Genomic DNA, 25,303 nt, shown 5'->3' with positions numbered 1-25,303 from the left:
TTCCACTTCGTGTTCGAGACATGAAATGTTTGCTGAGCATTTTCATTTGCAAATAATCCAAAAATTTTTTATAGGTCAGAGCCTCACGGCTCTGGCCTTGTTTTGTTGTTCCCGGAACAAAAATGCCGGCCTGTAGTTCCCGGTGTTCCTTGCTCCATATCGCTTAACCCTGCTCGTCGTAACGGGAGCTGTATGTCGATACCAAGCTTGAAGTCTTATCTCTCCATTGTCGCCACCGTGCTGGTGCTCGGTCAGGCTGTTCCTGCAGTCCAGGCGGCTGATGCGGCCAGTCCGGTCAACCTGCCGGATTTCACCCAGCTGGTCGAACAGGCCTCGCCTGCGGTTGTGAACATCAGTACCACGCAAAAGCTGCCGGATCGCAAAGTGAACCAGCAGATGCCTGATCTGGAAGGCTTGCCACCGATGCTGCGCGAGTTCTTCGAGCGGGGCATGCCGCCGCAACAGCGTTCGCCGCGTGGTGATCGCCAGCGTGAAGCGCAGTCGCTGGGTTCGGGCTTCATCATCTCGCCTGATGGCTACATCCTGACCAACAACCACGTGATTGCCGATGCGGACGAAATTCTCGTTCGCCTGGCCGATCGCAGTGAAATGAAAGCCAAGCTGATCGGCACTGACCCGCGCTCCGACGTGGCCCTGCTGAAAATCGAAGGCAAGGATCTGCCGGTACTTAAACTCGGCAAATCCCAGGATCTGAAAGCAGGGCAGTGGGTGGTCGCGATCGGCTCGCCGTTCGGCTTCGACCACACGGTGACCCAGGGCATCGTCAGCGCCGTTGGCCGCAGCCTGCCAAACGAAAACTACGTGCCGTTCATTCAGACCGACGTGCCGATCAACCCGGGCAACTCCGGTGGTCCGCTGTTCAACCTGAACGGTGAAGTGGTGGGGATCAACTCGCAGATCTACACCCGTTCCGGTGGCTTCATGGGCGTTTCGTTCGCCATTCCGATCGACGTTGCCATGGACGTATCCAACCAGCTGAAAAGCGGTGGCAAGGTCAGCCGTGGCTGGCTGGGCGTGGTTATCCAGGAAGTGAACAAGGATCTGGCCGAGTCGTTCGGTCTGGAAAAACCGGCTGGTGCGCTGGTGGCACAGATCCAGGATGACGGCCCGGCAGCCAAGGGCGGCCTGCAAGTGGGCGACGTGATTCTGAGCATGAACGGTCAGCCGATCGTCATGTCCGCAGATCTTCCTCATCTGGTCGGTGCACTGAAGGCTGGCGCCAAGGCCAATCTGGAAGTGATTCGTGAAGGCAAGCGCAAGAATATCGAGCTGACCGTCGGTGCCATTCCGGATGAAGACAAGGAACTGGATGCCCTGCCGAAGTCCGGTGCCGAGACCAACAGCAATCGCCTCGGTGTTTCGGTCGCTGAGCTGTCTGCCGAGCAGAAGAAAACCTACGACCTCAAGGGTGGTGTGGTGATCAAGGACGTGCAGGACGGTCCTGCCGCCCTGATCGGCCTGCAGCCAGGCGACATCATCACTCACCTGAACAATCAGGCCATTGGTTCGGCCAAGGAGTTCGGGGAGATCGCCAAGGCACTGCCGAAGAATCGCTCGGTATCGATGCGGGTTCTGCGTCAGGGTCGTGCCAGCTTCATCACGTTCAAGCTGGCTGAATGATCCAGTAGCGGTTGAGTAAAAAGAAACCGCCTCGAAAGAGGCGGTTTTTTTTGTCCGGAGTTTTTCCTGGATCGGGCTTATCCCATCATGTCCTTGATCATGCGTTCCTGCTCCATCAGTTCGCGCTGACGCGCATCGATCCGTGACGACAGCGGGAAATTGCTGCCAGCCTTGCGTTTGGCGAAGTCCAGTTGCTGGATGGCCTGGCGGTAATCGCCGACCAGCGCGAAGTACTCGGCACGGGCCTGATGCAGGCCGATGATGTTGCCGGACAAGCCGCGGGTCTCCGCAACCTGATACCAGACGTCCGGATCGTCCGGGCGCGATTTCAACAGGCCTTCCAGGGCTTTTTCCGCATCGGCGGTGCGATTCTGTTTCAACAACAGATCGACGCGTACCTGATTCAGCGGATAGTTGCCCGGATATTGCGTCAACATGCGGTCGACGCGCGACTGCGCATCCGCCAGGCGATTGTTGGTGATGTCGAGGTCAACTTGCGCGAGGTTGAAGATGATCTCGTTCGGGGATTTCTCCAGCAGTTGCTTGAGATTCTCCCGCGCTTCATTCAACTGGCCACCCTTGATCTGGGCGATCGCCAGGCCGTAACGGGCCACATCGTTTTTCGGGTTTTCGTCCAGTTGTGCCCGGAAGCGCTTGGCACCCATTCCCGGGGTTTCTTCGTAGATCAACTGCACCCGCGCGCGGATCAATTGATAGCGCACGCTGTCTTCAATGCCGCCGGGCTTGGACTGCTCGGCACGGTTGCGGGTGTCGGCGATCCGCGATTCGGTCACCGGGTGAGTCAGCAGGAATTCTGGCGGCTTGGCGTCGTAGCGGTATTGGCGCATCAAGCGCTCGAACATGGTCGGCATGGAGCGCGGGTCGTAGCCGGCCTTTTCCAGGTTGAGGATGCCGATGCGGTCGGCCTCTTGTTCGTTCTGGCGGGAGAAGGTCCGTTGCGACTGGATCGCCGCTGCCTGGGTGCCTGCAATGGTCGCGATCCCGGCCTCGCCGCCGCCGGCGGCGGCAATGACGATCCCGGCCAGCAGCGCGGCCATCATCGGCACCTGCATTCGCTGCGATGCCTCGACGCCTCGGGCGAAGTGGCGTTGGGACAAGTGAGCCAGTTCGTGAGCCAGTACCGAGGCATATTCACCTTCGGTCTGGGCATTGAGGAACAGGCCGCCGTTGACCCCGACAATCCCGCCCGGCGCTGCGAAGGCGTTGAGCTGCGGGCTGTTGATCAGAATGAATTCCAGGCGTCGGTCGTTGACCTGACTGGTTTCCACCAGCTTATAGACGCTGGACTCGACGTAGTCTTTGAGTTGCGGATCGTTGAGCTGTGAAACCTGGCTGCGCAGCAGCGCCAGCCAAGCGCGGCCCAGTTGGTATTCCTGTTGTGGCGAGACGATGGCAGAGCTGGCGTCACCGAGTGACGGCAGGTCGTCGGCGAAGCCCGGTGAGGCGAGCAGGCAAGCGAGCGTCAGCAGGGTAGGGCGCAAAAATGTCATGCACAAAGCCTTAGTCGACAAAGACCTTACTGTAGCCGGACACCGGGCTTGCGACCAGATATTCTAGGCAGCCTGACCCTCTGAACCGGAGTAACGCATGACCGACGCTGTAGCCCATGACTGTGAACTGGACGCCAGCGGCCTGAATTGCCCGTTGCCGTTGCTTAAGGCCAAGATGGAGCTGAACAAGCTGCCCAGTGGCGCAGTGCTCAAGGTGATCGCCACGGATGCCGGCTCGCAGCGCGACTTTCGCACCTTTGCCCGGTTGGCCGGTCATACGCTGCTGCGTGAAGAAGACGAGGCGGGCGTCTACCGTTACTGGTTGAAAAAAGCCTGAAATCGACAGCGTAAAAGACCTAAGGATTATTGATGTTCAAAGTGTTACGCGACTGGATTCAGCGCTACTTCTCCGATGAAGAGGCTGTGGTGCTGGCGGTGTTGTTGTTTCTCGCCTTTACCGCCGTGCTTACCCTTGGCGGAATGCTCGCGCCCGTGCTGGCCGGGATGGTGCTGGCGTATTTGATGCAGGGGCTGGTGGTCACGCTTGAGCGCCTGCGCATGCCTGGTGGCGCGGCGGTGGGCCTGGTGTTTGCGCTGTTCATGGGTGTGCTGCTGTTATTCATCGTCGTGGTGCTGCCGCTGCTCTGGCATCAATTGATCACGCTGTTCAACGAACTGCCGGGCATGCTCGCCAAATGGCAGTCGCTGCTGTTGCTGCTGCCGGAGCGCTATCCGCATCTGGTGTCCGACGAACAGGTGCTGCAAGCCATCGAAGCGGCGCGCGGGGAGATCGGCAAATTCGGCCAGTGGGCGCTGACGTTCTCGTTGTCGAGTCTGCCGCTGCTGGTGAACATCATGATCTACCTGGTCCTGGTGCCGATCCTGGTGTTCTTCTTCTTGAAAGACCGGGTGATGATCGGCGAATGGGTGCGCGGTTATCTGCCGCGTGAGCGAGCGCTGATCACCCGGGTTGCCGAGGAAATGAACCGGCAGATCGCCAACTACATTCGCGGCAAGGTCATCGAAATCGTGATCTGTGGCGGGGTGACCTACATCGCCTTCGTCGCCCTCGGGCTGAACTACGCGGCGCTGCTGGCGTTGCTGGTGGGGGTGTCGGTGGTGGTGCCGTACGTCGGGGCGGTTGTGGTGACGGTGCCGGTGATGCTGATCGCGCTGTTCCAGTGGGGCTGGAGCGATCAGTTCATCTATCTGATGGCGGTCTACGGGATCATCCAGACGCTGGATGGGAACGTATTGGTGCCGCTGCTGTTTTCCGAAGCGGTGAACTTGCACCCAGTGGCGATCATTTGCGCGGTGCTGTTGTTCGGCGGACTGTGGGGGTTCTGGGGAGTGTTCTTCGCGATTCCGCTGGCGACGCTGTTCAAGGCTGTGCTTGATGCCTGGCCGCGCAAGGAGCCCGTTGTCGCTCCGCTACTTTAAAGCCGGATTATTCGTTGCGTCTTATGGACCCTTCGCGAGCAAGCCCGCTCCCACATTAGACATCGGTCAACTGTGGGAGCGGGCTTGCCCGCGAAGGCGTCATTGAAGTCGACGCTGAAATATCAGGCTTTATTCAGCGCCTGAGCAGCGGCCAGCACTGCATCCACGTGGCCTGGCACCTTCACACCACGCCATTCCTGGCGCAGTACGCCGTTCTTGTCGATCAGGAACGTGCTGCGATCCACGCCCATGTATTCCTTGCCGTAGAGTTTTTTCAGCTTGATCACGTCGAACAGCTGGCAGACGGCTTCGTCCTTGTCGCTGATCAGTTCGAACGGAAACTCCTGCTTGCACTTGAAGTTCTCGTGGGACTTCAGGCTGTCGCGGGAGATGCCGAAAATTTCCGTGTTGGCAGCCTTGAACGCGGCGTACTGATCGCGAAAACCCTGGCCTTCGGTGGTGCAGCCCGGGGTGCTGTCCTTCGGATAGAAGTAGATCACCACTTGCTTGCCCTTGAGCGCCGACAGGCTGACGGTCTGCCCGCTGGTGGCGGGTGCTTCGAAGTCGGCAACCGGTTGATCGATAGCTACGGCCATGAAAGCTTCCTTACATTGGGTTCTGTGGGCGCCACGGTTCAATCAGCGCGTCGAGGTTCATGGCGTCGGCGAAGTCCAGGAACTGGTCGCGCAGCCAGCTGATCTGGGTGCCGGCCGGCAGGGTCACGGTGAACGTGGCGTTGAGCATGGTGCCGCCGGTCTGTGGTGCCTGATAGGTATCGCAGGTCAGGTTTTCCAGCTCGACGTTGTGATCCATGAAGAACTGGCACAGCTCATTGATGATGTCCGGGCGATAGGCCGACGACACGTAAGCCACATACGGCAGGGCTTGCGGACGGTTTTCCAGGGCGGCGCTGCGCACCACGTTGACCGTGAACGAGTGACGTTTGGCCAATGTTGGCAGGCTGCCTTCCAGGCGGGCCAGGGCGTCCCAGCTGCCGGAGACTTCGAGCACCAGCGCGCTGCACTCGCCGTGGCGGGTCAGGCGCGAAGTGACGACCGCGCAGCGGTTTTCATGGCTGGCGCGGCACAGGACGTTGGTCAGCTCCATGGGATTGGCGCCGAGGGCACTGATGACAAGGAATTGTTCGCGAACTGTGGGGGTGGACATGCAGCATTCCTAAAGCGATGAGCGGTCGGTAGAGTGAAGGCGTCGAGTGCCGGGACATACCTGTCCGGAAGACCCGATTCGCCTGTCGCCACGGCTTCAATAATAAGGAAGCGTAAGGCGGCGACGCTGGAACGGGGTCTGGAAGGCCGAAACGGGGGGCAGGAACCCGGCGCACAAGCTGATCAGTACCGATCAAAGTCTGAAGGGTAGCGAAAAGCGGCGCCAAGGGGAATGGCGGCGCAGTACTTCGCTTGTGCAAGCATCTTGGCGCCAGTACCATTACCGCTCTCTTTTTCCGGCAGGAGCGGTTTCATGATTGCGGGCAGTATGGTGGCACTGGTCACACCCATGGATGCACAAGGGCGTCTTGACTGGGACAGCCTCAGCAAACTCGTGGACTTCCATCTCAAGAACGGCACCCATGCCATTGTCGCGGTCGGTACTACCGGCGAGTCGGCAACCCTTGATGTAGAAGAACACATTGCCGTCATCAAAGCCGTGGTCAAACAGGTGGCAGGCCGCATTCCGGTGATCGCCGGTACCGGTGCCAACTCGACCCGCGAAGCCGTCGAGCTGACCCGCAACGCCAAGGAAGCCGGCGCCGATGCCTGCCTGCTGGTAGTCCCGTACTACAACAAGCCGACTCAGGAAGGCCTGTACCAGCACTTCAAGCACATCGCCGAAGCGGTCGACATCCCGCAGATCCTCTACAACGTTCCCGGCCGCACCTCCTGCGACATGCAGGCCGAGACTGTGATCCGCCTGTCCACCGTGCCGAACATTATCGGTATCAAGGAAGCCACTGGCGACCTGAAACGCGCCAAGGCAATCCTCGACGGCGTGAGCAAGGATTTCATCGTGCTGTCCGGCGATGATCCGACCGCAGTCGAGCTGATTCTGCTGGGCGGAAAAGGCAACATCTCCGTCACCGCCAACGTCGCCCCGCGCGAAATGGCCGACCTGTGCGAGGCCGCGCTCAAGGGCGACGCCGAGACCGCACGGGCCATCAACGAAAAACTGATGCCGCTGCACAAGGACCTGTTCATCGAAGCCAACCCGATTCCGGTGAAGTGGGCTTTGGTCGAAATGGGCCTGATGCACGAAGGCATTCGCCTGCCGCTGACCTGGCTGAGCGCTCCTTGTCATGAAACGTTGCGCTCGGCCCTGCGCCAGTGCAGCGTCCTGGTTTAATTGAGGAAGTACAACGCATGAAGCGAATGGCCGGACTTTCCGCACTTGCCTTGATTATCTCCAGCACCAGTGGCTGCGGATGGATCTGGGGCCCGGAAGGTTATTTCCGTGACCGTGGTAGCGACTACCTGGAAGCGAAACAGACTGCACCGATGCAACTGCCAGAAGGTGTCAGCACCTCCAAGCGTCTGGATCCGCTGCTGCCGATCCCGCGCAACGTCGCCGACGATACCGCTACCGGCGAATACGTGGTTCCGCGCCCTCAGCCGCTGTCGGCGATTGCCGACGCCAGCGACTACTCGCTGCAGAAGAGCGGCGATTCGCGTTGGGTCATGGGCCAGCATCCACCGGCCGAAGTCTGGCCAGTGGCTGTGCAGTTCTTCCAGGACAACGGTTTCCGTCTGGATGAACAGCGTCCGCAAACCGGCGAATTCACCACCACCTGGCAGCATTCCGACGAGCTGTCCGCCGCCATGGCCAAGCGCCTGAGCGCCGCCGGCGTCGGTGCCGACAGCGAAACCCGCGTGCGGGTGCGCATCGAGCCGGGCGTACAGCGCAATACCAGTGAAATCTACGTGGTCAGCGCCGAGCGTCCTGCCGGCAGCACCGCCAATGTCGATTTCACCAACCGTTCGGTCAACACTGGCCTGGACGCTGCCCTGGTCGACGACATGCTCGCGAGCATGAGCCGGACCTCCGAGAAGGGCGGTTCGGTGTCGATGCTGGCATCCCGTGATTTCGATACCCCGAGCCGTGTCGCCCTCAGCGAAGACGGCAGCGGCAACCCGGTATTGAACGTCGGTTCGGATCTGGATCGTGCCTGGTCGAGCGTCGGTCGTGCGCTGGAGCAAGGTCAATGGCGCGTTGAAGACATCAACCGCAGTCTGGGCCTGTACTACATCAACCTGGCCGAAAAAGCCGAGAAGAAAGACGAGAAGCCTGGTTTCTTCAGCAGCCTGTTCGGCAGCGCGCCGACCAAGGAAGAAGTTGAAGCCCGTGCCGAGCGTTATCAGGTTCGCCTGAGCAAGGTTGGCGACAACGTTCAGGTCACCGTCGAGAAAAACATCAACACCGTCGCGCCGGCCGATGTGGCCCGCAAAGTGTTGAGCGTGATTCAGGACAACCTGGGCTGATCCAATGCGTTTTGCCGTTCTCGGCAGCGGTAGCCAAGGGAACGGCACGCTGATCGCCAGTGCTGATACGTATGTACTGGTGGATTGTGGTTTTTCCCTGCGGGAAACCGAAAAACGCCTGTTGCGCCTGGGTGTTAACCCGGCGCAACTGAGCGCGATACTCGTGACCCACGAACATGCCGACCACGTGCATGGCGTGGGTTTGCTGTCTCGGCGCTACAATCTGCCGGTCTACCTCAGTCGCGGCACTCTGCGCGGGATGCGCAAACCGATTGAACCCGCAGGCTTCGTGGCCGGCGGCGAGCAACTGCAGATCGGTGCTCTGGACATCCGGGTCATTGCCGTGGCCCACGATGCACAGGAACCGACCCAGTATGTCTTCTGTGATCAGGAACAGCGGCGCTTCGGCCTGCTGACCGATCTGGGTTCATACTGCGAGCGGGTGCTGGACGGTTATCGGGACCTCGATGCGTTGATGATCGAGTCCAATCATTGCCGAGACATGCTGGCCCGTGGTCATTACCCGTACTTTCTCAAGCAGCGGGTGGGCGGCGAGCTGGGACATTTGAACAACCATCAGGCGGCATTCCTGGTGGCCGAGTTGGGCTGGCAAGGCCTGCAACACCTGGTCCTGGCCCATCTGAGCAGCAAGAACAACCTGCCGCAGCTGGCCCGGCAATGTTTTGTCGACACCCTCGGGTGCGACCCGGACTGGCTGCAACTGGCCGATCAAGATTCAGGGCTCGACTGGCGCCACATCGCCTAGCCCATCTACTTAGCAAGCGGAGCCCATCATGGAAAAACGTGAAGAACTCTACCGCGGCAAAGCCAAATCGGTTTACAAGACCGACGACGCTGACCGCTTGATCCTGCTGTTTCGCAACGACACTTCGGCGTTCGACGGCAAGCGCATCGAGCAGCTCGACCGCAAAGGCATGGTGAACAACAAGTTCAACGCCTTCATCATGCAGAAACTCGAAGCGGCCGGCATTCCGACCCAGTTCGACAAGCTGCTGGCCGACAACGAAGTGCTGGTGAAAAAACTCGACATGATTCCGGTCGAGTGCGTCGTGCGTAACTACGCCGCCGGCAGCCTGGTCAAGCGTCTGGGCGTCGAAGAGGGCATGAAGCTCAACCCGTACACCTTCGAACTGTTCCTGAAGGACGACGCCAAGGGCGACCCGTTCATCAACGAATCCCACGTCGTGGCATTCGGCTGGGGCACCGCCGAGCAGCTGGCGCGCATGAAAGAACTGTCGCTCAAGGTCAACGAAGTCCTGAGCAAACTGTTCGACGACGCAGGCCTCTTGCTGGTGGACTTCAAGCTTGAATTCGGCGTGTTCAGCGATGGCTCCATCGTCCTGGGCGACGAGTTCAGCCCGGACGGCTGCCGTCTGTGGGACAAGGACACCAAGAAGAAGATGGACAAGGACCGCTTCCGTCAAGGCCTCGGTGACGTCATCGAAGCCTACGAAGAAGTCGCCAACCGTCTGGGCGTACCGCTTTAATCGACGCAAGCATCTGATAGCACGGAAAAAATTTCGTTTAGGGGTTTCCCATTCAACGAAAGTGTTGTTATGATGCGCGCCGTTGGAGAGATGCCAGAGTGGCCGAATGGGACGGATTCGAAATCCGTTGTACCTTCACCGGTACCTAGGGTTCGAATCCCTATCTCTCCGCCATACATTGAAAAGCCCCGTAGACTAAGGTCTCGGGGCTTTTTGCATTTCAGGATTCTACGTAGCGTTTCTACGTAAAATTTTTGTCTCCGTAGGCTCTCCTGAGCGCTTCTGTAGCTCTTTTCCCTTCCAGTGCCACTCGTGCCCCGCCTGTCTACCTAATCGCGCCTGTGGCGTGATGGAGCGTCCCTTTGTCCTCGCAATGGATGGAATGGAAACGCTCAAAAAGAGAGGCGTGGGAGCATCTGTACCTTTCGTGCCAGCCCACCCGGAGCGGTGCTGCACAGTGATAGATACGCCAATTAATGCCGTGAATGCGTCGTTTTATGGAGTTGGCACAAAAAATGCTTGACTTATGTCGAATCTGTGGTAGAATTAGCTTAGGTAGGGAGCGTTCTTCCTGCTTCCTCAGCGCCAAACCCACACTCCAGAACATCCAACCGAGCCAGCCGCCAAGCTGAGTTCGGTTTCGTCGTTCCAGAACAGAACCACTACGCCGTCCCCCGTGTTGCCATAGGGTGCAGTGCTCGTGAGGGCCAAGGCTCGGGCTGAGCCTCAGAATCGTGATCAGGGCGATGGCCGTTTCCTGTAGACCACGGAGTCATTGTTCTCCGCCTCAGCCGCTGACAGGTCGGTCTGGTCGAAACTCTGTCAGGTGGGTTTAGGTCACCCACCGCACCGTCGATCCTACGGTTAGCTACTCGACTGGCATGGATACTAATTCGCAAAACACTCATGTAACTCACTTGGAATGACTAGTTCATTCGATAGCCGGACATCGTTCCGGCTTTCTTTTGGCTAGTGCAGGGTTACACGGACAATTCAAACATACCAAGTCAACTTCCCGGAGGCCATATGGCAGTAACGGCGGTGAGACCATGCGTGGTCTGTAACACACCAATGAACACCCAGAGATCAACTAAGCAGACCTGTAGCGAGCGCTGCACGAAAGCCCACTATCGCGCCAAACAGCGCCAGCAAGCAACACAACCCACTATAAAAGCAGAAGGAAACAAAACCATGAGTCAATTGTTCCAACCAGATGCAGCGCATCTGAAGCGTCTACAAGATATCGAAGTAAATCGCTACAACACTCAAACCCAGTGCAGTATCCAAGGCAGGGAGCAGATGGGTGTTATGGAAGTGTTCGAGGTGCAAGGGCTTCAACAAACCCTTGATGAATACGTTAGGCTGATTGGGCTTGGCTATACAGCCGTCGATGAAATCACCCATCTTCCAAAATTGATCGCTACACCTACCATCGATTTCGGAATTCTTTCATTGCGAAAGCCAGAGTCACAAGTTGAAAAAGAGATCGCTCAAATCAAGGCTCAAGTTGAATCTGAATACCTTGCTCGTCTAGAAGCTGAGAAGGCTGCTTGTGTAGCAAAAGAAGTGGAATCACTTTTGGCCGGTGAGCGTCGTAAACGCCAGCAAGCCGAATTAGACGCGAAGGCAGCGCAAGAGGCAGCAGAGTACGCCAGAGTTGAAGCAGAAGTGTTGGCTGCTCTTGGAGGGAAGGAATGATAGAAACTGTTACACCGAAACAAGAGCTGAAAAAATCTCCGCAACACCACAGTATCACCCGCATGACAAATCCCAAGATTCGCCTTTTCGCTTGTGCATTGGGGCAGCACCTCCGCAAGTGCCATGGATTCGATGTCGATTATTCTTACCGCTGGGTACGCCATGCAGATGGCACTCTTTACTTCGCTCTATCCGGTTCTCGCAGCGTGCAACTTGTCTTCGCCGACTACCTAGAGAGTAATCGTAGTAACTACTACGACAGTTACTCAGTAACGCAATACGGAAACAACTCAGTGGCATTCAAACGAGTATTCGCCAAGCTCTTGGAGTTGAAACATGGTCTTGGCGCCTACGGTGAAACGAAATGAGCATCCAAGAAGAAATTGCGCGTCTGACGGGTAAGCTCGTCTTTGAAGTCTCAAGTGCGCCGCTGACGAAGTTTCTCGGAATGCTTGAGCAATCCAAGGTAGCAATGGCACGTGTTGGGAAAGAGGCTCAACAACTACAGGCTCAGTTGAATAAGGCGTTCGGAGTGTCCGGTAAGGGCCTGGGATCGGAGCGAATCAAGCTCCACGCCGATATCCGTAGATCATTGGATAAAGAACTTGCCACTGAGACCAAGTTGTCCAAGCTCCGCCGTCAACAGTTTGCTGAGGGGCTGGCTCAGCAACGTTTGATTGCAGCAGGCACACGTCAAGAGAGCTGGATGCAGAGTGCAGCGCTTAAAGATCAAATTCAGCGTGCAGTCGTTGCTGCGAAATTGCAGAAGGTGCAGCAAGAGACGCTCAAAACCAAATTAGGCGAGGCCAAGCTGCAAGGTGCTGCTGAACAGTCGGCACTTCGCCAAGCGCGATTGGCTGACATTCTGCAAAAGAGACAAGCCAGAACAGTGCAGCTTCAACAGCAAGCCATGTTGGCTCAGAACAAGTTCCAGCGCGCTGAAATAGCGCTGAACAACGCTCGTGCTAGTGGCATTCGCCAAGCCGAGCGATACGAGGCGTCCAAGGTTGCAGCGGCTGTGCGTGAAGCGCGTGCGGCGGTGAGGCAGGATCAGGCTAGCCAGCGTTTCACCTTTGCAGCTGAGCGTCACGCTGCTTGGAAAGCCCGTCAGGAAGCTCCAAAGGAAGTGGGCTTTGGCAGTCTGGCCGTGGGCTTCTCGGCGGCTTCAGCAGCGGTGTACAGCCTTGTGAAAGGCATTGGATACCTGAACGAAAGGATTCAACAGCGTCAGGAGAGTGCGAGTACGGCAGAGCAATTCAATACAGCTCTTCAAAGTGCTGGCGGCAAGAATCCGGCGAACCAGAAGTTTGCTCGCGATCAATTCATCGACATTAGCAACCGCTATGGGCAAGAAGTGTCGGTCGAGACAGGGAAGAGCTTCGCGCTGTTTATCCAAGGGCAGCTGGCACTCGGTAAGACGCTCACCCAAGCCACCAAGATGTTCGAGGATCAGTCTGCGACATTCCGCGCTGCTGCTCTCGATAAGGAGGCTCAGAAGCGAGCGGCCTATCAGTTGAATCAGATCAGGGCAAAGGGGAAGCCTGAGGGAAGCGACGTAAACGATTTGTTTGACGCCGTGGGCGGTGTCGTTGCCGCTTCAATTCGTCAGGCAGCGGCCACGCGTTTGAACTTCAAAGGCAAGGTGGAAGAGCAGGCCGGTTGGTTCAAGCAGTCTGTAACCGATGGAAAGATTAAGGCTGCTGATTTTGATCAGGGTATGACCAACTTCCTGAACGGTAACAGGGATCTTCTCGCCAGACAGATGAACTCCATTGCAGCGAATCAACAGCGCGCAGAAAACCAAGCCTATCTGAATGACAACACAGTGAACACTAACTCTGAGTTGAAGGCGGTCATTCTGGATCGAATCAAGGCAGAGAATGAGTTGAATACGGCAATGCAGCCTTTGAGGAACACGCTGATGGAGTTCGATCAAGGACTTACCAAGTTCAACACTTCGTTAATTCGCATGCTAATCGGACATGATGCAAATGGTAACGCCACGCCAAATGCAATGTCGAAAGATCCTAATCCAACTCCCGGCTCAGTTGGTGCTGCTCTTGGCCCAAGATTGAAACCAGCATCGCCGAATGCTCAAGCAGATTTGGATGAGCGTGCAAACCCCGGATTGTTGAATGGCCTACGTCGTCTATTTACGGGCGAATCCGTTGCAAGCGATCAGGCGAAAGCCGATGAAAACCGAGAGCGTTGGGCGGGAAGTATCAACCCAGTTGAGCTGATGAATTTTGATGTGTTTCGTATCGGATCTCCTGATCTTGGCAAAGACCCTGAGAATCAGGCAGATGGAAGCTTGAGGCAGTTCCGTTATCAGCCTATTACATCAGCAGACATCATGCAGGCTGCTAGTGATCGGGTGAGGTCAGGGCAGCTGATTCAAGAAGCCTACATCGCTCCCGGTGATTACAGTAATACTTCATCAGGCAAAAGCCATAGCGGAAACATCGATCAGTCAACGCACACGGATATCAAAGTTGATGTAACGGTTAACGCTCTTGATCCGAATGGAGATGCATTAGGCGAGGCTGTAGGGGAGGCTGTTGGAAAGAAAGTTGACGACAGGATGAGACAGATCCTCCAAGAAGCTAGAGCACAACAGAAGGAAATTGAATGATGAAATCGATTATTCAAACCATCTTTTTTGCATGCATTTTGCAAATGGCGGCGGGGGCATTCTTCGCCACCTACTTGTTCAATCATGCCGTTGCTATCGCCGAGCAGTACACCGATACAGTGCTGCGATTGCAATATAACGCGTTACAGGTGGAGCGCTCTCAGGAACGCGAGAATCTTCATACGTGGATGGACAGGCGGATAGAGCTGCGTCTATCACAATTATCCAAGGATCGTACGCAATGAAATACGATGAGATTGTCAATGAATCCGACTACAGGGCCGCTTGCGGCCTTTATGTCGCTGAGACTTACGGTGAGTCTGTAGTGCATCAGCTGCCGGCTGTACTAGATACGCTATGGTCTTCATTACTGGCAGGAGCGATAGAGGAACTTGCTCAACGCAATATCCTGAGTGATCAAGGTCTACCAGTTCCAGAAAAGAAGTAACGCCGCTCTAGTAGCAGTATCGCATGATACAAAACGCCTCTATGCCTTGTTCTATAAGGGGTGTAGCCATTTTATCTGACTCAAATTCGTGTGCGTGAGCACACATGTCTATCCCATTCAACAGGAGACAACTGTATGGCGCTGCCATTCGAATTCAAATCATCAGGGGCGGCGTTAACCGCTGCCATGACCCTGATAGGAACCACACGTAAGAAGTTTGTGGTAACTCAGATCATCAATAAGTTTGGTGCTCTTCGTTGGATCGTGACACACCCAGACGGTAACCCAGCAATCCCATACGAGGTATTCACAGCATGAAGACATGCACATGTAAGAGATGCGGTCATACGTATACATCCAAACGCATCCGCCCATTTTGTAGTTCTACTTGTCGAGCTGCCTATATGGCCCCTAACCCTATCCCCGCTATCCTGTTTGGAGCAAACAATGTCGAAAGCAACACCCGCAACACATAAAGCTGTACGCCGTCCTCGCTGCAAGCATTGCCAAAAGCAATTCAGAACAACAAGCATTAGGAAGATCTACTGCACCCCCCAGTGCCAGAAGGACGCCACCAAGAAGAAACGCCGAGTATCCCGTACTGACCGTGCCACCCAATCAGCGTTCTTCTATCACTTGGCGTACGAATGTGAGCGTGCTCAAACCCTCCAGATCCTCACAGGCCACACCGTGGAATCACTGGTAGCCCTTTACGAGGTGTACAAGCTGAAGCTCAGGGCGAATCGTTACGGAGAAACCAAGGACTACGAGATCAGCCACATCCACCCAGTGAGAAGCGATAGCGCCGAAACAATCGGCCTCTACCACGCTTCCAACTTGGTAGTGGTGCCTACCAAGCTCAACCGTGAACACGGTACTACTCATTACGGCCAAGGGCTGAGCATCAGCTGTAGTGCGTTGGTATCGAAACACTCAGTAGAGAAGGGCGCGCCACGTAAGCAAACAGTCCAACGCATCATTGCCTTTCTTGGTGCTGACGTGGTCGCTGAAACGGTGAAGATTGCCAAGATCCAGCCAACCCAGCGTCACAAGGTGCTGAGCTGGCTACATGACCACCTAGACCCAACAGTGCCAGAGCAACGCAATTACTTGGATTCCCTAGATGACATGTCAGGCAAAGCGCTGTCAGCGCTCAAGGCCAAGCTAGAGGGGAAGGAGGGGGGTGGGTTCCAGATCAAGACATCGATCCTTACCTCGTTCCAAGTGCTGTCCCAGGAAGTTGAGCGCCACGCTCAACACCGACCAGAACTCACCGAAGTGCTGGACATTATCTGCAAGCGTGTAAGTCCTTTCACAGCGCTGCACATGAGCAGAACCGCCCTTACCGAAGAAGAGGTTCAGGCAGTGTTTGACGTGCTCCACGGCAAGCCTGTTGAAGCCATCCGCCACGTGCTGACGGAGTTCATAGAGCGTCACACAAGCACCATGGACAACGGCGAGCGTATCCCGCCGTACAAGCCAATTATGTTCAAAGCTCGGCGCCCAGCAAAGGTAGTGGCGGTGCTACAAGCGCCTGTCAGCTTCGCCGCTGAGCTGGATGCTGGCGCAGTGCTACGCTTCTGCTCACATCAATCAGCATAGGGAAGTGAGCAATGGAGTTTAAGAATATCGTCATCACCGTGGTAGACATCATCGCTTGGATAGGGATCATCATTGCCACGATATTTGGGTATTACGCCTCACGTGGGAACTACGAATATATCGGTGCGTTTGCCGGGTTCGCCGCTGGGTGTGTTGCATCGGGTATCTGGTTTGCGCTTTCCGCAATTCACCAGAACATCCAGACAATCCGTGACATCGTTGTAAAGCAGCAGAGGTCATAACCCTTGAGGTGCCATCGCTCCATACCACCTTGGTAGTGGCTCATTGGCATTGCTCCAAGCATCTATTCGGGGTAGGTTCTGCGTGCAATTCAATCGAACACATAGGACGTGACAATGACGTACTGCATGCTATCTCTGGATTTGACGAACGCTGACGACGACCAGAGGAAAGATTTTTATAATCTGCTTGATCTAAATGGCTGGGTGAAGCTTCCTGACGTTGACACTGTGTGGCAGAAGAAGTTTGGAAGCTTAATTCTAGAGCCTTCTATCCGGCGTAGCATTACCACCGACTTGGAAAGTGCAGCAGCAGCATCTAGGGTTAAGCTCGTAACATTCGCCGCCCAGATCGGTGACCGTGTGGCTATTACCGGCAAGACCGAAAAAGTCCCGAGTGGTTACAAGACCACTATCAAGTAGTAAGCATCCACGGTGTTTCTGGGCTTGGAGGGTGGCTGAGGCTTAAAACCTCCGCCATAACCCTGAATATCTACCCCGGAAACCCGGTCATAACCCTGTGTTTGCGATGGGCTATTATGATTGACTTGGTGAAAGTGCGTGGCTTTAAGCAAGCATTTTCGGGCCCTCCCGTAGTCCATGGATAAGCTCGATCCGGTGAGACCCGTTCAATCCGAGGTTTCTTCGCCAAAACGGCAGTTTTGAGCTGGAATCACTAATTTGTGCGGAACTGCTCTATCTGGCCCGGTGCTGGTGCTAACTACTATTGATCCTCTGCACTAGAGGCCCACTATCAGGAAGGATTGTCATGCCCATATTTACGAAAGAAGAAAGCCTACTGGTTTGGATTCACGAGAAACGAGCAATCGAGGAGCGCCATCTACCAGTGTTCGGATCTTTGCTCTTCGCCGGGTGGGTGACTGCTACCCAAGACGGTGAGGGTCAGTACAGTGACATTGCCCTGACTCCCAGAGGCCAAGCCAAGGTTGATGAAGCGATATTTCGCGATTGATCCTCCCGTCCACACCCCTCAAGGATGACCCCATGACCTCCCAGAATCAGGCTGTGGCAATGGCTGACGCGTTAACCCTGCTGCTCCACCAGCAGCACGGAATCGCTGCTGCTGTTGAAGAACTCGCCAAATGGGTAGCGAGCCAAGGTGGCAGTGTCGCCGCTGACAACGCCCTAGTGGCACTCGAAGGATTGGACTTGCACGGTCAGGCGCTGATCGATGCGATCAATACGGTGAGGGTAGGGTAGTAACAGCCTTCTAATTAACAGAATACAATTGTGTAAATTAGCGAGGCCTTTAAAAGCCTTGCTCATGGTGCATGTGGCGTGGTCTAATTAACACATCGTCATCCGGTGAGCGGGGTGTTAACTAGAATGAATATCGTAGAGGCGGTGAAAACAGAGGGTGAGGCTAGGACAGTTAGCCGCAAGCTCACCTTGAACGCGAAGGGCAACACCCTGTATGCGGATATCTGGGAGTTCGGTATCAACACCGCACTCCGTATCAGCGACTTGCTCACGCTCACCTTTGAGGATGTGCAAGGTGACAAGCTGGTGATCAAGGAAGCGAAGACAGGCAAGACCCGCCAAATCGATCTGAACAGTGGCGCGAAGGCGATCATTGCTCGCCGTCGTCAGGCCAACCCTGACCACATCTTTCTGTTTCAAGTGAACAGCAATCGGGCCAAGGGCAAGGCTGTCAGTCGTGTAGCCGTAGCCACTGCATTCAAGGCTGTCGGTGATGAGATGAGTATCCAGCTTGGCACGCACTCAATGCGGAAGACACGCGGCTGGCTCATGTACAGCGCAGGTAAGGGAATCGAACTGATTTGTAGGGTGCTGAATCACAGCAGCCCTGCTGTCACCATGGCGTACATCGGTATCACCCAAGCCGAGGTCGATGCCACTTACCACGAATTCGTGTTCTAACCATTGCAAGACTGCGCCCAAGCCCGCCTTGAGCGGGCTTTGTTGTCTCTAGAGTCTGTGCATCATCTGTACGGTTACACGCCTCCGACAGCGTCTGAGAGCGCTACAGGGTGACTGTCTTTATTTTGAATTCATCACGCTATACCCCTCGCTCAGACGTGGTCTGCTCAACGCTTCTGAGAAGACTCTGGGCCACAGCTTATTTTTCCAGCCATGACTCCTGAAGGCTTGCATTAGTGGTCGAAATTTTCGGCGAAAAATGGGAATCTGAAAAACTCGGCCCCTACTGCCACAAGGATGAAGACATGACAGCACCCTATAAATGGACGATTGGGTTCGCCGATGCTTACGCTCACAACAACGGCGACACTGTTCAAGACTTCCTTTCGCTGGTTGTGCAACCGTCGCTCGCAGCGTTAGAGCAAAAGCGGCAAGAGCTGGCCCGTGCTGCTCAAGATGATGTGGTGTTCCATTTTGCTCTGTCCGACCATGAGCGACTGATCCAGCGCACATACATGACGTTTGCCCTCGCTATTCAGTCGTTGTGGGAGCAACAGATACGCTCCTACCTCATCTGTTGCTTAGGTAGTCACACCATTGACGGGGTAACTCTTAAGAAGCTGGAAAAAAGCGCGTGGGGCACTGAGTTGAACGCACTGTTTTTCAAGGTGCGAGGTGTTGAGTTGAGTAGCTTCGATTCCTACCCCGCCCTTACTCAGTTGCAGTTGCTGGGTAACGCTTGCCGTCACGGCGATGGTGATTCCTCTAGAGACCTTCACTCCTTGCACCCAGAATTGTGGCCCGCACCTATACAGTTCCCTTGGCTGGATTCTTCGATGGAACCACCACCTCCCCCAAAACCGCCAGTGCAGCACTTGCAAATCACACTGGATATTTTGACTCGTTATGTCAGTGCCATTGCGTTGTTCTGGGTGGACATGGATCGTCTTGGGATGGAAAGTCTTTTGGATAGGCAGCCGGACATACAGCACAGGGTTATGAAATTGCTGGAGAGTCGTATTCCCTTGCTTGAAGTTGTCACAGGTATTCCCAGGTCTCAGCATCAGGGCTAGCATCGCGTTCTTTCACTAGGGATGGTGCTCATGTTCAAGAACGGGATGGGACGGCTCAAACACCCACTGACATTGCTTGTGTTGGTTCTTGTAGCGGCTTGCTTCAGCGCTCCGTTTGGCACTCCTCAGCTTGCAGCCTTCGCCAAAGATTTCCTTCCCGCAGCGGCCACACTGGTCGGTGCTTACGCTGGTGTTTGGTTTGGTGCATCTCTCACCAGAGCGGCTGCGCAGGAAGAGGAGCGTAAACGTCGTATCGGGATAGGTGCTCGTGCAATGTTCACGCTCTGGCGTCAGGTGAACGTGGTTGCACAGATACAGATTGATTACGTTAGTGAGTACCGCGACAGCCCGTCAGCGCCTATTGGTCTGCCCCCGATCAATTATCCAATGGACGAGACAGGGCGACTCAATATTGATGGTTTGGCGTTCTTCCTCGATCTTGGTAACGCCCAAATTCTGGAAACGCTTTCCATTGCGGAGCAAAGATTTCTAGACGCAATAGATACGATCAAGAGGCGCTCCACGCTCCACCTCGTGGAAGTGCAGCCGGTGCTAGAACGGATCATTCCAAAAGGTGGGCCTTTACCTTACGCGGTGCTGGAGGCAGAGCTGGGGCCTAGGCTGTTTTCCTTGCTGATCGCTCAAACCAAATCGTTGATTGTGAAGGTGGATGACGCGGTGGTGACGTTGGATAAAGCCGCCGTCGAGTTGTACGCTGCTTTGAAAAAGGAATTTCCAGACGCCAAGTTTCCTCAGCCATCGCTGCCTTCAGGAGAGTAGGGGCATATATGCTCCGATGATCTGAAGGGGCTACCTGTAATGCTTTGGTGGAATAGCGCAGCAATATATACAGGCGAAGCCGAGCCGTTGCTTTTGCCCCTAACGTTATCAGCGGGAGCAGACGTGTAATCCCCTGTGACCTTCGATCACGAGTAACCATGACAGCGTTCGCTGTCGTGCCTGCACCCAAGACAAGATCAAGAGCACAAGCTGATTTATGTAGATGGTGTATCTGGTCGAGGTGAACCCGTTCCGTTGAGGTGTTCCCGCTGGGTGGGTGTTAGCTCAAAGGGAATACCACCGTCAGCGGCGCTGACGTTTAATCAGTTGGTATGGTGGGCAGCTTCGCGATGGCGTCGAACTTCTGTTTCGGTGATGATCCATTCGAATACACATCGAACGTCACCGTTCCAGTTTCGTGACCTACTAGCTCCTTGATCAGCCTGTCAGGTACGTCTGCCCTCACCAGTGATGTGATAACCGTCGCCCTGATCGAATGGAATACGCGGGTGCGATCAAAGCCTAAGGTTGTTTTCAGCCTACCAAACGCCTTGCTCAGCGCATCCGACCGAATCCCGTATTTGTTATTGCTGCCGGTAGGCACCAGATAGCCATCCGTAGATGATTCGCTGAGTCGATCCACCAGCGCCGTTAGGTTGGGATGCACCGGCACCTGTCGAATTCCCGCTACTGTCTTCGAATCCACGATATCGAACATCGTCACCCCGTCTACGGTAATCAGATGTTCCTTGCGAAGCTGGCACAGTTCCTCAATGCGAGCGCCGGTATACCCACCCAGCAAGATCAAGTCTGGTAGCGCGCCGAGATTCTGTTCCTTCGCTGCTTTGTACAGGGTGCCGACTTCCTCAACGGTGAAAGCCTTCCGTTTCGCGTCAAGCTTGGCCTTGCCTTTGAGTGTAGGTAGCGTGTGTTTCTCGAACGGGTTCACATGCCCTTTGAAGGTTTGTCGCCACTGTGGCTCATGCGTCATTGCCCACTGCCAAAACTGACTACCAGCGAGCAGGTACTGTTGCTTGGTCTTCGAACTGAGTTTCATGCCCTGTAGCCAAGCACTCACCGAATCAAAGTCGAGCTTGGTGCCAGTCGTTTGAAGGTGCTCCGACAGATTCAACAGCTTCGACTCCTGCTGATTCACCGTCTTGAGTGCGACGTGATGCTCAAGCCTGTAGGTGCGGAATGAGGCTAACCGTACCCTCGTAATCGGCGAGCGAGCCTTGTAGCTGGCCGGATCTTTCACCAGTGTTTCCAGTTCTTGGCTCTGTTGGGCAGATAGCCGGTGTGAGCTGGAAATCTGATGCTCGATAAACTGCTTACCGAGAGCGGCTAAGTCATCTTCCAGTTTGATCATTCCCATGGGTTCGCTTCGGCGACGTTCGATCAGACTCGTCAGTACAGCAACTAGCTTGGGATCTTCCATCGCTTTCCTGAGATCCTCAGGATCTGGTGTCGGCATTGCCGTCCCGTCTTCGCCGATCCTTGCCCGTTTGGCTTGTTGCGTCCACTGGTCAACCTGATCAATTGCCGCTGAGACGTCCTCCTTCCAACTCTCTGGGAGTGCTCGTCCTTCACGTGCAGCTTTGATCTGGGCTTTCCATGCGGCAAGGATTGGCAGGCGGCGGTCGAGGGCTTCCTTATGCACCCCTGTCCTCAGCGATTGAGACAGTATCCGGCGACCTCCGAACGAGTCCCGAACGTCCCTAGGGACGTCCAGCCTGACATGGTAGGTGCCGCCCTGAAGTTCGAGATTGTTGGCCTTCGGCATGGTGACTTGCTCCACTCATTCTACGTAAAGAGTCTACGTAAAATCGCCGGGAAAGCCATTGAATACGGCGTTTGTTGGGTCTCGTGGTTGCGAATGGTGAGTCCCTATCTCTCCGCCATACATAGAAAAAGCCCCGTAGATGAAAATCTACGGGGCTTTTTCGTATGCGCTGAAAAAGGCGCCCTCAACGATCGACCTGTTTATTTTGCTTTGCTCATTTCCCTGTCAGGACCTGGTGAAACAGCCTTCATCACATCATCGATTACTGCCTTGCCCATCTCCGTCAGGAAATGCGCGGCCCAGGCGTAGCGGTCGGTTTCCCGGATAAACGCCGCATCTTCTGCAAGGGCTTTGGCGAGGGCCAGCAGATCCGATGCCTGCGCCAGTGCTTCGCGCACTGGAACGCCGGCGCTTACGTGGAACAGTGGATTGTCCGAGCAGTAGATGAAGGGGGTGTGGCCGATGGTTTTTTCTTCTGATGCGCCGTGCATAAGTAACTCCTTGATTTGTAGAGCTGCCGCATCCGATACCAAGCGAATGGGTGGCAGCTATGCGCAGGTTGGTAAACCGGGGAATCAAGGAAACCGGCACGGCCGAAGCCGTCCCACGCACAGCCGCCATAAAACAGAACCACGGACGGATATCGACCGTAATTGTATGGAGATGCTGCTGCGCTTAATTCCGTCGGGTTACCAAGCCCGGCCGCTGATAAGCAGCGACGTCTTGAGAATATCCCGTCGGAGGAGGCCAACAAGGCAGTCATCGGCCTATACACCCAACTACTGCCCATTCACACGCAACTCGCGGATTCTGCCTACAAGCCTGTTTTGAGTCACCTGATTATTCTTGTCGGCATGATGCTCAAACCTTCAAGCGAAAAGGTGCAACTCGATGAATGAGATGAACTACAACGGTTACGTCGGCCATGGTGAGTACAGTGCCGAGGACGGTCTGTTTGTTGGCCGTATCGCGGGAATAAAGGATGTCGTGGGATTTCATGGCGAGTCGATCAACGAGCTCCGAAAGGCATTTGAAGAGGCTGTCACCGACTATCTTGAAGCCTGTGCCAAGCTCGGAAGGACGTCGCAGTAAAACGATTTGAATCCCGGCTCACGCTTTGGAATTACTGACTAAACTCCTGCATTCCAGCTCATGGGCCGCCAGCCATCCGGCGGTCAGCCCCTTCAATGCATGAGGTTCGGTCATGGCAAAGGGAAAGAAGAAAGACTCGCCCAAAGACATCCCCGCAGATCGCCCGAAGCTGTCGAGCAAAGACTATCTCGCGGAGTTGCGTCGACTGCACGTTGAGCTCGTCAAGCTGCAGGAGTGGGTGAGGGCCGAGGGTATCAAGGTCTGTGTGATTTTCGAGGGGCGTGACGGGGCGGGGAAGGGCGGGACGATCAAGGCGCTTACCGATCGGGTCAGCCCGCGGGTCTTTCGGGTGGTGGCGTTGCCGGTCCCGAGCGAACGTGAGAAGAGCCAGATGTACATGCAGCGTTACCTGCCCTATCTGCCGGCGGCCGGTGAGGTGGTGATCTTCGATCGCAGTTGGTACAACCGCGCCGGTGTTGAGCGGGTGATGGGGTTCTGTACCGAGGATCAGGCCGAAAAATTTCTCAGGACGGTTCCGCTGGTGGAGCATGCTATCGTCGATTCCGGGGTGATTCTGCTCAAATACTGGTTGAACGTCAGTCAGGAAGAGCAGACCCGTCGGCTGGAAGAGCGTATCAAGGACGGTCGAAAAATCTGGAAGCTTTCGCCCATGGATCTCAAGTCGTACAGCCGCTGGTACGACTATTCGCGGGCGCGTGACGACATGATCAAGGCAACCGATACCGAATATGCGCCATGGCTGGTGGCCGATTCCAACGACAAACGGCGAGCGCGCCTGAACATCATCTCCGATCTTCTGAGCCGCATTCCGTACAAAAGTGTTTCGCGCGAGAAGGTTGAGTTACCCAAGCGGCAGAAGCCCGGGGGCTACAAGGAATCGGATTATCCCTTCCGGCACATCCCCGAGAAATTCTGAAGACAGGTGTACGCATCAGTCTCGGAAAAGCCCCGCAGATGAAAATCCGCGGGGCTTTTTCATTTCTGCAGAGTAATCAGCCAGCCCTCAAATCTCCTTGACCGGCGTATCCCCCTGCACGCCCTTGATCAGTTCGATCACATGCAGGCAGTCCGCCTTGTTCACATACGACTCGCCACTGGCAACCGTCTCATGGTTCCCCGCCCGTAGCCGCCAGCGCCATTGGCCCTTGCCGGTGCTCGGGGTGCCCCTGGATTGCCTGTAAATCTCGAAATACATTCAGTTCGCTCCATGCGATGGGATATTGCGACAAGCTGTTTGGCGCATCGTCGCAAGCCTAGCGGAGAGCAGTTATTTGGCTATCGGGGATTTGTTTCCAATCGTTGGGTAATGTTTCAGCGAGGCGCGGGGCAGAGCGTCGGGATCGGCCTTCGGATTGGCGAGTACGTCCTTTTTTCACCCTTGCATGAGCACCAGTGGTGCTGCTTAATACGGTGCGGCTCATGGCGTCGGATTTCGTTCGACGACCGACAAACACTATAAAAAAGAGCAGTCCATTGACCCATCCGCATGGAACGCAACACGCGGGGCCGGTGACGCTGTCACTGGTGATTCCCGTATTCAACGAAGAGGACAGCCTCGACGGCTTTCTCCTGCGTATTCGTCAGGTGTTCGAGCCTGAGGCACAGATCAGCCTTGAGTTGGTGTTCGTCAACGACGGCAGTACCGATTCGACACTGGAGCGCCTGCTGCTCTGCCAGCAGAGCAATTCGCAGATTCGCATCGTCGATCTGAGTCGCAATTTCGGCAAGGAAGCAGCGCTTTCCGCCGGTTTGCAGACAGCCACCGGGCAGATCGTGGTGCCGATCGATGTCGACCTGCAGGATCCGCCCGAGGTCATCCTGCAAATGATCGAGCGCTGGCGTGAAGGTTATGAAGTGGTGCTGGGGCATCGCATCAGCCGGCGCAACGACTCCTGGGCCAAGCAGACTTCCGCCACCTGGTTCTATCGTCTGCACAACCGGATCGCCGATCAGTCACTGCCCGAGAATGTCGGCGATTTCCGTTTGATGGATCGTTGCGTGGTGGACGCGCTGCTGACGCTGCCGGAGTCCCGGCGGTTCATGAAAGGCCTGTTTGCGTGGGTCGGATTTCGCACCACCCAGATCGAGTACGAGCGCCCGGAACGGGCGGTCGGAACGAGCCGGTTCAATGGCTGGCGTCTGTGGAATTTTGCGCTCGAAGGCATCACCAGTTTCAGCACCGAGCCGTTGCGGATCTGGACGTATCTGGGAGCGATGGTGTCCTTGATATCGTTTGCCTTTGCCATGTTCATTGTGGTCCGCACGCTGATGTTTGGCATCGATCTGCCCGGTTATGCGTCGCTGATGGTCGCCGTGACCTTCCTTGGTGGCTTGCAGTTGATCGGCATCGGTGTGCTTGGCGAGTATCTGGGCCGAACTTATATCGAAGCGAAGCGCCGGCCGGTTTTCCTGGTGCGCCGCATTTATGACCCGAAGGACTGA

General features: G+C 55.7%; 28 protein-coding genes, 1 tRNA gene and 1 pseudogene. 24 read left to right on the top strand and 6 right to left on the bottom strand.

Features of this window, described 5'->3' with window-relative positions; translation table 11 throughout:
• The first annotated feature begins 192 nt into the window (after positions 1–192).
• Positions 193–1,641 carry a DegQ family serine endoprotease gene (locus OQ248_RS03570; RefSeq protein WP_265812043.1) on the top strand — a complete coding sequence of 483 codons (1,449 nt, stop codon included), beginning with the start codon at positions 193–195 and terminating at the stop codon, positions 1,639–1,641.
• Between the two features lie 77 nt (positions 1,642–1,718).
• On the opposite strand, the gene OQ248_RS03565 is transcribed toward OQ248_RS03570, so the two are convergent.
• The gene (locus OQ248_RS03565; RefSeq protein WP_265812042.1) at positions 1,719–3,152 is read right to left on the bottom strand and encodes a M48 family metalloprotease; all 1,434 of its coding nucleotides are present in this window, start codon (positions 3,150–3,152) and stop codon (positions 1,719–1,721) included.
• 97 nt (positions 3,153–3,249) lie between these two features.
• Here OQ248_RS03565 and OQ248_RS03560 point away from each other — a divergent pair, with 97 nt between their 5' ends.
• The gene (locus OQ248_RS03560; RefSeq protein WP_007963279.1) at positions 3,250–3,489 is read left to right on the top strand and encodes a sulfurtransferase TusA family protein; all 240 of its coding nucleotides are present in this window, start codon (positions 3,250–3,252) and stop codon (positions 3,487–3,489) included.
• Positions 3,490–3,521: 32 nt separating this feature from the next.
• Positions 3,522–4,592: an AI-2E family transporter gene (locus tag OQ248_RS03555; RefSeq protein WP_085710240.1), complete on the top strand. Its 1,071-nt coding sequence runs from the start codon at positions 3,522–3,524 to the stop codon at positions 4,590–4,592.
• A 122-nt stretch (positions 4,593–4,714) separates the two neighbouring features.
• Here the strand turns inward: OQ248_RS03555 and OQ248_RS03550 are convergent, their stop codons facing one another.
• Entirely contained in the window at positions 4,715–5,188 is a 474-nt protein-coding gene (locus OQ248_RS03550; RefSeq protein WP_192560023.1) for a peroxiredoxin, read from the bottom strand.
• A gap of 10 nt (positions 5,189–5,198) precedes the next feature.
• Positions 5,199–5,759: a glycine cleavage system protein R gene (locus tag OQ248_RS03545; RefSeq protein ID WP_085710242.1), complete on the bottom strand. Its 561-nt coding sequence runs from the start codon at positions 5,757–5,759 to the stop codon at positions 5,199–5,201.
• Positions 5,760–6,071: 312 nt separating this feature from the next.
• Between OQ248_RS03545 and dapA the strand changes: the two genes are divergently transcribed.
• The 18 genes from dapA (at position 6,072) to OQ248_RS03455 (ending at position 19,965) form a co-directional block, all read left to right on the top strand.
• The gene (gene dapA / locus OQ248_RS03540) at positions 6,072–6,950 is read left to right on the top strand and encodes a 4-hydroxy-tetrahydrodipicolinate synthase (protein WP_085710243.1); all 879 of its coding nucleotides are present in this window, start codon (positions 6,072–6,074) and stop codon (positions 6,948–6,950) included.
• A gap of 17 nt (positions 6,951–6,967) precedes the next feature.
• On the top strand, positions 6,968–8,083 hold the full coding sequence (bamC, locus tag OQ248_RS03535) for an outer membrane protein assembly factor BamC (protein ID WP_085710245.1): 1,116 nt from the start codon (positions 6,968–6,970) through the stop codon (positions 8,081–8,083).
• A gap of 4 nt (positions 8,084–8,087) precedes the next feature.
• Complete coding sequence (locus tag OQ248_RS03530; RefSeq protein ID WP_265812041.1) at positions 8,088–8,849, top strand: MBL fold metallo-hydrolase; 762 nt, start codon at positions 8,088–8,090, stop codon at positions 8,847–8,849.
• Positions 8,850–8,877: 28 nt separating this feature from the next.
• Positions 8,878–9,591: a phosphoribosylaminoimidazolesuccinocarboxamide synthase gene (purC, locus tag OQ248_RS03525; RefSeq protein WP_007958019.1), complete on the top strand. Its 714-nt coding sequence runs from the start codon at positions 8,878–8,880 to the stop codon at positions 9,589–9,591.
• Between the two features lie 84 nt (positions 9,592–9,675).
• Positions 9,676–9,765: transfer RNA gene (locus tag OQ248_RS03520), tRNA-Ser, on the top strand.
• Between the two features lie 1,017 nt (positions 9,766–10,782).
• Positions 10,783–11,289, top strand: a complete 507-nt coding sequence (locus tag OQ248_RS03515) for a hypothetical protein (protein WP_265812040.1) — start codon at positions 10,783–10,785, stop codon at positions 11,287–11,289.
• The gene (locus OQ248_RS03510; protein ID WP_265812039.1) at positions 11,286–11,657 is read left to right on the top strand and encodes a hypothetical protein; all 372 of its coding nucleotides are present in this window, start codon (positions 11,286–11,288) and stop codon (positions 11,655–11,657) included. The genes OQ248_RS03515 and OQ248_RS03510 overlap by 4 nt, the downstream gene beginning before the upstream one ends.
• Positions 11,654–13,921: a hypothetical protein gene (locus tag OQ248_RS03505; RefSeq protein WP_265812038.1), complete on the top strand. Its 2,268-nt coding sequence runs from the start codon at positions 11,654–11,656 to the stop codon at positions 13,919–13,921. The genes OQ248_RS03510 and OQ248_RS03505 overlap by 4 nt, the downstream gene beginning before the upstream one ends.
• The gene (locus tag OQ248_RS03500) at positions 13,921–14,166 is read left to right on the top strand and encodes a hypothetical protein (protein WP_265812037.1); all 246 of its coding nucleotides are present in this window, start codon (positions 13,921–13,923) and stop codon (positions 14,164–14,166) included. Before OQ248_RS03505 ends, OQ248_RS03500 begins: the two co-directional genes overlap by 1 nt.
• Complete coding sequence (locus OQ248_RS03495; RefSeq protein WP_265812036.1) at positions 14,163–14,369, top strand: hypothetical protein; 207 nt, start codon at positions 14,163–14,165, stop codon at positions 14,367–14,369. Before OQ248_RS03500 ends, OQ248_RS03495 begins: the two co-directional genes overlap by 4 nt.
• A 135-nt stretch (positions 14,370–14,504) precedes the next feature.
• On the top strand, positions 14,505–14,687 hold the full coding sequence (locus OQ248_RS03490; protein ID WP_265812035.1) for a hypothetical protein: 183 nt from the start codon (positions 14,505–14,507) through the stop codon (positions 14,685–14,687).
• Between the two features lie 129 nt (positions 14,688–14,816).
• Positions 14,817–15,971 (top strand): hypothetical protein, encoded by a 1,155-nt coding sequence (locus OQ248_RS03485; RefSeq protein WP_265812034.1) that lies wholly within the window; start codon positions 14,817–14,819, stop codon positions 15,969–15,971.
• A gap of 11 nt (positions 15,972–15,982) precedes the next feature.
• Positions 15,983–16,213 (top strand): hypothetical protein, encoded by a 231-nt coding sequence (locus OQ248_RS03480; RefSeq protein WP_265812033.1) that lies wholly within the window; start codon positions 15,983–15,985, stop codon positions 16,211–16,213.
• Between the two features lie 126 nt (positions 16,214–16,339).
• Entirely contained in the window at positions 16,340–16,633 is a 294-nt protein-coding gene (locus tag OQ248_RS03475) for a hypothetical protein (RefSeq protein WP_265812032.1), read from the top strand.
• Between the two features lie 582 nt (positions 16,634–17,215).
• Positions 17,216–17,431 carry a hypothetical protein gene (locus OQ248_RS03470; protein WP_265812031.1) on the top strand — a complete coding sequence of 72 codons (216 nt, stop codon included), beginning with the start codon at positions 17,216–17,218 and terminating at the stop codon, positions 17,429–17,431.
• A 126-nt stretch (positions 17,432–17,557) separates the two neighbouring features.
• Complete coding sequence (locus tag OQ248_RS03465) at positions 17,558–18,112, top strand: tyrosine-type recombinase/integrase (protein ID WP_236196145.1); 555 nt, start codon at positions 17,558–17,560, stop codon at positions 18,110–18,112.
• A gap of 236 nt (positions 18,113–18,348) precedes the next feature.
• On the top strand, positions 18,349–19,185 hold the full coding sequence (locus OQ248_RS03460) for a hypothetical protein (protein WP_265812030.1): 837 nt from the start codon (positions 18,349–18,351) through the stop codon (positions 19,183–19,185).
• A 30-nt stretch (positions 19,186–19,215) separates the two neighbouring features.
• Positions 19,216–19,965 (top strand): hypothetical protein, encoded by a 750-nt coding sequence (locus tag OQ248_RS03455; protein ID WP_265812029.1) that lies wholly within the window; start codon positions 19,216–19,218, stop codon positions 19,963–19,965.
• Positions 19,966–20,284: 319 nt separating this feature from the next.
• Here OQ248_RS03455 and OQ248_RS03450 read toward each other — a convergent pair whose 3' ends face one another.
• Together OQ248_RS03450 and OQ248_RS03445 are read right to left on the bottom strand one after the other, a co-directional pair.
• On the bottom strand, positions 20,285–21,748 hold the full coding sequence (locus OQ248_RS03450; protein ID WP_265812028.1) for a site-specific integrase: 1,464 nt from the start codon (positions 21,746–21,748) through the stop codon (positions 20,285–20,287).
• A 200-nt stretch (positions 21,749–21,948) separates the two neighbouring features.
• On the bottom strand, positions 21,949–22,239 hold the full coding sequence (locus tag OQ248_RS03445; RefSeq protein ID WP_265812027.1) for a DUF3077 domain-containing protein: 291 nt from the start codon (positions 22,237–22,239) through the stop codon (positions 21,949–21,951).
• A gap of 400 nt (positions 22,240–22,639) precedes the next feature.
• Between OQ248_RS03445 and OQ248_RS03440 the strand changes: the two are divergent.
• Together OQ248_RS03440 and ppk2 are read left to right on the top strand one after the other, a co-directional pair.
• Positions 22,640–22,837 (top strand): annotated as a pseudogene (locus OQ248_RS03440) (type II toxin-antitoxin system HicB family antitoxin); the annotation flags it as partial.
• Between the two features lie 115 nt (positions 22,838–22,952).
• On the top strand, positions 22,953–23,777 hold the full coding sequence (gene ppk2 / locus OQ248_RS03435; RefSeq protein ID WP_265812025.1) for a polyphosphate kinase 2: 825 nt from the start codon (positions 22,953–22,955) through the stop codon (positions 23,775–23,777).
• An 87-nt stretch (positions 23,778–23,864) separates the two neighbouring features.
• Here ppk2 and OQ248_RS03430 read toward each other — a convergent pair whose 3' ends face one another.
• Positions 23,865–24,056 carry a DUF1508 domain-containing protein gene (locus OQ248_RS03430; protein WP_085730015.1) on the bottom strand — a complete coding sequence of 64 codons (192 nt, stop codon included), beginning with the start codon at positions 24,054–24,056 and terminating at the stop codon, positions 23,865–23,867.
• 278 nt (positions 24,057–24,334) lie between these two features.
• Between OQ248_RS03430 and OQ248_RS03425 the strand changes: the two genes are divergently transcribed.
• On the top strand, positions 24,335–25,303 hold the full coding sequence (locus OQ248_RS03425) for a glycosyltransferase family 2 protein (RefSeq protein ID WP_265812024.1): 969 nt from the start codon (positions 24,335–24,337) through the stop codon (positions 25,301–25,303).

The organism is Pseudomonas sp. COW5, from assembly GCF_026240005.1.
In the GTDB taxonomy this organism is placed as follows: domain Bacteria; phylum Pseudomonadota; class Gammaproteobacteria; order Pseudomonadales; family Pseudomonadaceae; genus Aquipseudomonas; species Aquipseudomonas kribbensis.
This window is presented reverse-complemented; position numbering and strand designations above follow the sequence as displayed.